This window comes from Lentisphaerota bacterium, from assembly GCA_016873675.1.
GTDB lineage: Bacteria > Verrucomicrobiota > Kiritimatiellia > RFP12 > JAAYNR01 > VGWG01.
The window spans coordinates 24,655-32,574 of the sequence record VGWG01000021.1; the positions used below are offsets into that span (position 1 = coordinate 24,655).

Sequence of the window (7,920 nt, forward strand, 5' to 3'; positions counted from 1 at the left end):
ACCTGACACTTTTGGATGGGATGTCTTTTGCTCCAGCCATGCGCGCGAACTACTTGACGCGAGGACGCTTCCTGAAAACGTTCGCGAAGCTTTGGGCGCATCTGCTCCCGCCTTGGCGAAAGCAGGCTTTCGGCTCATCTCTTCAGAGACGCATCCGCGTGTTCTGAACCAAGACGAGTTGATGTTGTGGCCCGTGGAGGAGAAGTCCGTTTTCCGTCCGGTGCAAGCGGATCGGGCCAACGCCTTTCGGTGCCAATATGAGCATCCGCATGGAAAACTGTATCAGGGCGACTCTCTGGCGTGGCTCAAGTCCCTGCCAGACGCCAGCGTGAATCTGGTGTTTGCCGATCCGCCCTATAACCTCGGCAAGGCCGAGTGGGACACGTTCTCAAGCCATGCCGTCTATGTGGATTGGTGCGTCGAGTGGGTTCGCGAGGTTTCTCGTATCCTAGTTCCGTCGGGCACTTTTTACATGTGCGGTTTCTCCGAGATTCTTGCCGATATCAAATGCCATGTCGCGCCCTTCTTCAAAGGGTGCCGCTGGATCATTTGGCACTACAAAAACAAGGCGAATTTGGGCCATGACTGGGGTCGGTCGCACGAAAGCATCGTTCATTTCAGGAAAACGGCCACGGTCCGACTCAACATGGATGAGATTCGCATCCCGTATGGTGCGCATACGCTAAAGTATCCATCCCACCCGCAAGCGGAGACCAGTGCTTACGGCCGTGGCGCTGCGGGACCGCGCGATCATTGGATTCCCAACCCAAGGGGGGCAAAGCCCAAGGATGTCTTTGACATCCCGACCACCTGCAACGGCATGGGCGAAAAGACGCCCCACCCGACGCAGAAGCCGGAAGAATTGCTCCGGAAAATCGTGCTCGCCTCTTCAAACGAAGGGGATCTTGTGGTCGACCCTTTCTCTGGTTCAGGCACAACGCTGGTCGTTGCCGAACAGATGAATCGGCGGTGGCTGGGCTGCGACTTGTCCGAGGAATATAACCGGTGGGCCGTTGAGCGGCTTGAAAACGTTCCCGACCGTTCGATTGCCGAATGGGTGGCGCTCGACCGGAAGACAGCGGAACGCAGGGAGTCGATTCGAGAACTTGATGCTTCGAAGGCGGTTGTGCAAGCGAAAACGGCGCACGCCCCTTCTGATGGTTCCCTTGACCAGAGACGGCGGCAAGTTGCCTGCATGACACCCGATGCGGCAAAGTCCCAATTGGGGCAGTTCCTGACCCCGTGTGCCACGGCTCGTTTCTTGGCTTCGCTTTTTGATGCAAAAAGAGGGGGCGCGTGTCGTCTGCTTGACCCCGGCGCTGGTATTGGGTCACTAACCGATGCTTTCTTGAAGAATACCAATCTCTGCTTTGACGAGGTGTCTGTCACTGCGTGTGAGATCGACACAAGACTGCATGATCACCTTGTCAGGACGCTAAACCCGGTTGAAGCCGAGATCATACAGATCGATTTCATTGAAGTGGCGGTCAATTGGTTGCAGTTCGAGCCAGAACGTCGGTTTACGCATGCTATTCTTAACCCGCCCTACAAAAAAATTAGCTCATCTTCAACCGCTCGAAAATTCCTCAGGCAAGTGGGGATAGAGACGGTCAATCTGTATTCGGCCTTTGTTGCGCTTAGCCTTAAACTGCTTGAAAACGGCGGTCAACTGGTTGCCATCATACCGCGCAGTTTTTGCAACGGCCCGTACTACAAGACGTTCAGAAAAATGATACTAATGGAGTCAGCCATCACGCATATCCACCTTTTCGGGTCACGCAAATCGGCGTTTAAAGAAGACAAGGTGCTTCAGGAAAACGTGGTGATCAAACTTATCAAAGGGATTAATCAGGGAGCCGTCACCATCTCGGTCTCGACAGACGATTCGTTCTCCGACTATCAAGAAGAGATCCATTCATTCGATCAAATTGTCAAACATGGAGATCCAGAGCGCTTTATCCACATTCCAACGGCAACTGAACAGGATCATCTTGATCACTTACCTGGTGCGGTTTGTTCGCTTGCGGATGTCGGGGTTTGTGTCTCCACAGGGCCGGTCGTTGATTTTCGGGTCAAGGATCATCTGCGATGGCAACCGACATCAGGAACGGTGCCCCTTCTGTATCCAGCGCATTGCTCAATGAACCGAAGCGTCTGGCCTAGAGCCGACGCCAAGAAGCCGAATGCCTTGATTGTTGATGAAAAGACGCGAAAATCGCTTTTTCCTGTTGGGTTCTATTGTGTGGTCAAGCGCTTCTCTGCGAAAGAGGAGACGCGGCGGATTACAGCAAGCGTGGTCGCGCCCGATATGTTTGGTAACGTATCTGCTGTGGCCTTTGAAAATCATCTGAATGTGTATCATGAGGCGAAAGAAGGAATCCCTGAAGCGTTGGCCTATGGATTTTCTGTCTACCTTAACACCTCTTTTGTTGACAACTTCTTTCGGCGGTTCAACGGTCACACACAGGTCAACGCCACGGATTTGCGACAACTGCGCTATCCCTCGCGCGATAGACTGATGCAGATTGGAAAATGGGCCATGCGGCAGAAGAGCCTGACGCAGGACGTGATGGATTGCCACGTTCAAGAGGTTTTGTATTTAGAATAGAGGGGGCATACGCGATGAAAGTACCGATTAGTTGGTTGAATGAGTATGTGGATGTGGCCGATTTGAGTGTGAAGGCGCTTTCAGACGCGCTCACATTTTCGGGGATCGAGGTCGAGGGGGTCGAGACCGTGGGAGCGGTGCTGGACGACCATTTTGTGGTGGGCGAAGTGCTGACCTGCACGGCGCATCCGAATTCGGATCACCTCCACGTTTGCACCGTCACGGACGGCGCGCGGGAGGTTCAGATCGTGTGCGGCGCGCCCAACGCGGCGGCGGGGATCAAGGTGCCGCTGGCCACCGTCGGCGCGGTCATCCCCGAGGGCGGCTTTACCATCAAGAAGGCCAAGCTCCGCGGCGTGGAGTCGTTCGGGATGCTCTGCTCGGCCCGCGAATTGAAGCTGTCGGACGAGCACGCGGGGCTGCTCATTCTCGACCCGTCGCTCAAGCCGGGGACGCTGATGCGTGACGTGCTGCCGCCGCCCGAGACGGTCTTTGATCTGGAGATCACCTGGAACCGCAGCGATTGCCTCTCGATGATCGGCATCGCGCGCGAATTTGCGGCGGTCTTGAAACGGCCGCTGCGATTGCCCGCGATCACGTTTGCCGAATCCGGTGAGCCGGTGGAACGGTTTGCCCGAGTGGTGGTCGAAGATCCGGCGAACTGTCCGCGCTACACCGCGCGGGTGCTGACCGGGATCACCGACGGACCCTCGCCCGCGTGGATGAGCCGCCGCCTGGAGGCGTGCGGGGTGCGGCCGATCAGCCTGATCGTCGACGTGACCAACTACGTCATGCTGGAGTGCGGCCAGCCGCTGCATGCGTTTGACTACACGACGCTCGCGGAGCGGACGATCCTCGTCCGCCGCGCGAAGCCGGGCGAAACCATCCAGACGCTGGACGGGATCGAGCGGAAGCTGGACGAACAGATGCTGGTGATCGCCGATGCGGCGCGCGCCACGGCCGTGGCGGGCGTCATGGGCGGAGCGAACACCGAGATCGCCGTCGGGACGTCGAACGTGTTGCTGGAGAGCGCGTCCTTTGCAGCCCCGTCGATCAAACGGACGGCGACCAAGCTGGGCGTGCGCACCGAGTCATCCCATCGCTTCGAGCGGACGGTTGACGGCGAACTCGCCGACTGGGGCAGCCGGCGGGCGGTCGCGCTCCTGTCAGCGTTGGGCGGAGCGACGGTGGCCAAGGGGTGCCTGGACATCGACCACCGGCCAACCGGCGTGAAGACGGTCGCGCTCCGATTCCGCCGGACCCGTGACGTGATCGGCGTGGCCCTGGACGCGACCGAGATGGTGGCGATTCTGGAGCGGCTCGGGTTTGAAGCGGTCGCGCGCGACGAGGCGTCGGCGACCTTCCGCATACCGAGCTGGCGGTGTGACGTCGAACTGGAGGCCGATCTGATTGAGGAAATCGCCCGGATGCACGGGCTGGATGCGATTCCCAACACGTCGCCGACGGCGGTCGTGTCGATCGACAACGACGATTTCTTCCGGGCGCGCGCCCAGTGCCGCAGCACCCTGACGGGAATCGGGTTCACCGAGGCGATGCACTACAGCTTCCTGTCGGCCTCCGATCTGGATGGGTTCGACCCGCGCGCGGCGGCGCGGCGGCTGGCCCTGCCCAATCCGGTGAGCGCCGACTACGCCGTGATGCGCGACAGCCTGCTGCCTCAACTGGTGGGGACGCTCGGACGCAACGCTTCGCGCCAGGTCACCGCCTGCGCCCTGTTTGAAATGGGACGTGTCTTCTGGCGCGATGCCGCTGGCGTGCCGTGCGAAGAGGAACGCCTCTCGATCGGACTGATTGGCCCCATGGGGCGACAAGCGCTCGATACGCGGCGGGCGGTCTCCAACGACGAGGCGGTGCTGTGGATCAAAGGCGCCGTCGAAACGGTGGCGCGAGCCCTGCATGCGGGAGCGGTCACGCTGCGCGCGTGCGATCATCCGGCGATGGAGCCGGGCCATGCGTCCGAGCTGCTGCTGAACGGCGAGGGTGTCGGCCTGCTGGGCGCGGTCAGCGCGGCGGTGCGGCACCAGTGGCGACTGACGGCACCGCTGGCCGTCGCCGAACTGCGGGCCGGACCGCTGCTGGCGAATTGCTTCCGCCAACACGCGCTGGTCGACGTGCCTGCTTTTCCTGCCATCCGGCGTGACCTGGCCTTCCTGGCTCCCGCATCAGTGACCCACGCCGAGATCGTGGCCGCGATCCGGGAAGGCGCGCCGAAAGAGTTGACCGCCGTCGAGCTTTTTGATATATTTGTTCCCAAGAACGACCGGAGCGGCATGCGCAGCATGGCTTACGCGATGGAGTTCCGTTCGCCGAGCCGGACACTGACCGACGACGAGGTCAACCGGGCGGTTGAAAAGATCAGGAGTACGTTGAAGGAAAACCTGCGGGTTGACATTCGCGACAAGTGATCTACTGAAGTTGAAATCGACCCTGCTGTGAACGCGAATTGGCGGAATATCTCTGACCTACATGGTAATCAGGGGCTCATGGATGGCGCGGGCTGGATGCCGGTTCTTCGGAATCGGATGACGCGATGCGCAGGAAACGAGTCCCGACCTTGACACGCGAGGTCTAAGAGCTTACGCCGCTACGTCACAGTGGGGTTTTTCTTTTGTTGCGGAACCGGTCCTTTTTGTAGGTATCGCTATAACCGGTAGTACGCCGCCTCATCGAGCAGCGCCTCGGCCTGCGCCGGATCGTCGGGATCAAGTTCGCAGATCCAGCCGTCGGCAATCGGCGTCCAGTGAAGGGTCCGTGGCGTATCGGGCCATGGTTTACCACGCGTCCGTCCGGAAGGGCGACGCCGGCAGCCCCTCCTGGTTGTACAGGTTGCAGCCGTCGGGATTGTCGGCCCAGGCGTAGCGCACGGCGACAGGCTCCGGGACATCGGGCGCGCTGACCCACACCGTATCCCCCTCAATTTCCGCTGCGGCCGGCAGGAATTTACCGTCGGCCCCGGCGATCACAAATGTCTTGAGTTCCCCGCCGCGCGCCACCAGTCCGCCGCCCGTGTGATCAAACCGCAGGCGGATGCGGTCGCCCGCGATGACGTGCTCTCGAAACAGCGGTCCCGATGGCATCAGCGGCTTGCCGTAGGTGCGCGCCAGCGCCCATTGTGCGAGGCGCGAGCCTACGTCTTGCTTGTTGCGGGGATGGATATCGTTGGATTCCCCGATATCGATGGCCACCGCCATGCCGGTGTTCACCTCCATGAGGGACGACATCTGCCCTTCGCGCACCGTCGCCCACGTGCTGTTGGCCTGATAAGGCAGCGGCGTGCGGAAGTTCGCCAACTGCACGGTCAGGAAGGTGAAATCGCCCTGACCCCACGCCCGGCGCCAGTCGCGGATCAGCGCACGCAGCATCCAGCCGTATTCGCGGCTGATGGCGTCGTTGGATTCGCCCTGATACCAGGCTGCGCCGCGGATGGCGTAGGGAATCAGCGGCTGAATCATGTTGTCATTGAGCATGTAGGGCGACAGAGGATTCCCCAGCCCCTCCGGCAGTGTCTGCGGCTTCACCAGTCCGAATTCGTGTTCACTCTTCATTCGCCACAGACCGGCCAGGGGAATCGGCTCCGCGCTCGTGTCCGCGGGTCCGAGGGTCATCTTCTGATGCGGCCCGATCATGCCGCCGTCATAGATAAACGAATAGACGCGCACCGCGATGACCGCGCGTCCGGCCGTGACAAGCCGCCCCGGCACCGTGTAAGAGCGCGGAACGCACCAATGCTGGTCTTCCAGATTCCGGCCCGTGGCGCCCACCGGCTCGCCGTTGAAATAGGTGATGTCCTGCTTGTCGATCGCTCCCAGTCCCAGCGTGAGATCCTTTCCCGCCCAGGCTTCGGGTATCGTGACGTCACGACGAAACCAGAACACGCCGTTGGTTTCATGGCCGGCGCGCAGCCAGGAGCCGGGAAGACGCATCGTCTCCCACGCGCGGTCGTCGTGCGCGGCATCGGCCCACCCGCTGGCCGCGCCGGTGTTGCCCGGGTCGCGGGGGTAGTTGAGCCCAAGCTGCCGATCCCGTGCCTCCTGGCTGTCGGGTTCGAACGGATCAAACCGCCCCCAGTACCCGGTGCTGGCCACCGACGCCTCATAGCGCGCCACCTCGTCGCGGGTTCGGCCGTGCTGCACCAGCTCCTCGCGGCTGATCCACGTTTCGATCCGCGTGCCGCCCCATGACGCATTGATCAGCCCGACGGCCACGCCCAGTTCCCGCGCCAGACGTCGACCGAAGAAGAATCCGACCGCCGTAAAATCAGCGATGGTCTCCGGGCTGGCGACCTGCCAGGCCGCCTGAACATCCGACTGCCGGCCAAGCAACGTCCGCTGCGGCACCCGCAGCGACCGGATGTCCCGGTCTGTCGGCGTCAGCGTCTGCGCGTCAAAGTCGATCTTGGAGACCGGCCACTCCATGTTGGACTGTCCCGAGCAGATCCAGACTTCGCCCAGCATCACGTCTGTGAGGCGCACATGGGCGTCGGGGTCGGGCGTGTTGACCTCGAGCACGTAGGGGCCGCCGGCGGGCATCGGCGGCAGGCGGGTGAGAAACCGGCCGTCGTCGCCCGAACGCGTCTCGGCCGTGTACGGTCCGAGCGTCACGCGCACGCGCAGCCCCGGCGTGGTCCAGCCCCAGACCGGCACCGGCATCTCGCGCTGCAAGACCGCGTGATCCGTGAACAGGTGCGCGAGTCGCAGCGCGTCTTTTTTCTTTTTTACACTCATGGCGATACCAAACCTTCCACATCCGCGCATGAAAACGCATCCAGAGAAGCCACAATCTGATCGGCCATCTGCACATCCTGCGGGATGGCGAACGGCCGGGCCAGCGCCACGCATTTCATTCCCGCCGCCTTGGCCGCGCGCACGCCGGCACGGGAGTCCTCGATCACCACGCAGCGCCGGGGCTCGACGCCGAGACGCCCGGCCGCCTGTTGATAGCAGGTGGGATCAGGCTTCCCCTCGCTATAATCCTCCGAGCCGATGTAGAAACTCACGCAGTCGGCGAGGCCGATCAGGTCCAGGGTGTCGCCAATCTCCTGACGCGGCGAGCCGGAGACGATGGCGATGGGGTAGGCGGCGGCCAACCGGCGCAGACAGGCGACCGATCCGGGAATGGCGATGCTGCCCGCCTCGCGCAGACGCAGATAGTACGGACGCAACTCGTCGGCCATCGCCGCCATGCCGATGCCGGCGAGCGCTGGGAACAGCGCCACGATGTCACGATGGATCGCCGACCACGAATGTCCGTAGACGATGCGCACGATCACCTGCTCGTCGGCCGGCTGGCCG

Annotated in this window: 4 protein-coding genes and 1 pseudogene; 3 read left to right on the plus strand and 2 right to left on the minus strand. The window is 61.7% G+C overall.

Annotated elements, in window-relative coordinates; all coding sequences use genetic code 11:
• Nucleotides 1-181 precede the first annotated feature (181 nt).
• From FJ222_04655 to FJ222_04665, 3 genes and pseudogenes are all read left to right on the plus strand, one after another.
• Nucleotides 182-1,102 (plus strand): annotated as a pseudogene (locus FJ222_04655) (site-specific DNA-methyltransferase).
• Nucleotides 1,103-1,195: 93 nt separating this feature from the next.
• Nucleotides 1,196-2,608 carry an SAM-dependent methyltransferase gene (locus FJ222_04660; GenBank protein ID MBM4163715.1) on the plus strand — a complete coding sequence of 471 codons (1,413 nt, stop codon included), beginning with the start codon at nucleotides 1,196-1,198 and terminating at the stop codon, nucleotides 2,606-2,608.
• On the plus strand, nucleotides 2,533-5,034 hold the full coding sequence (locus FJ222_04665; protein MBM4163716.1) for a phenylalanine--tRNA ligase subunit beta: 2,502 nt from the start codon (nucleotides 2,533-2,535) through the stop codon (nucleotides 5,032-5,034). The genes FJ222_04660 and FJ222_04665 overlap by 76 nt, the downstream gene beginning before the upstream one ends.
• Before the next feature lie 366 nt (nucleotides 5,035-5,400).
• Here the strand turns inward: FJ222_04665 and FJ222_04670 are convergent, their stop codons facing one another.
• Together FJ222_04670 and FJ222_04675 are read right to left on the minus strand one after the other, a co-directional pair.
• Nucleotides 5,401-7,467 (minus strand): 9-O-acetylesterase, encoded by a 2,067-nt coding sequence (locus tag FJ222_04670; protein ID MBM4163717.1) that lies wholly within the window; start codon nucleotides 7,465-7,467, stop codon nucleotides 5,401-5,403.
• The coding region (locus FJ222_04675; GenBank protein ID MBM4163718.1) for an HAD family phosphatase at nucleotides 7,350-7,920 on the minus strand (571 nt) is incomplete at its 5' end. The genes FJ222_04675 and FJ222_04670, both read right to left, overlap by 118 nt.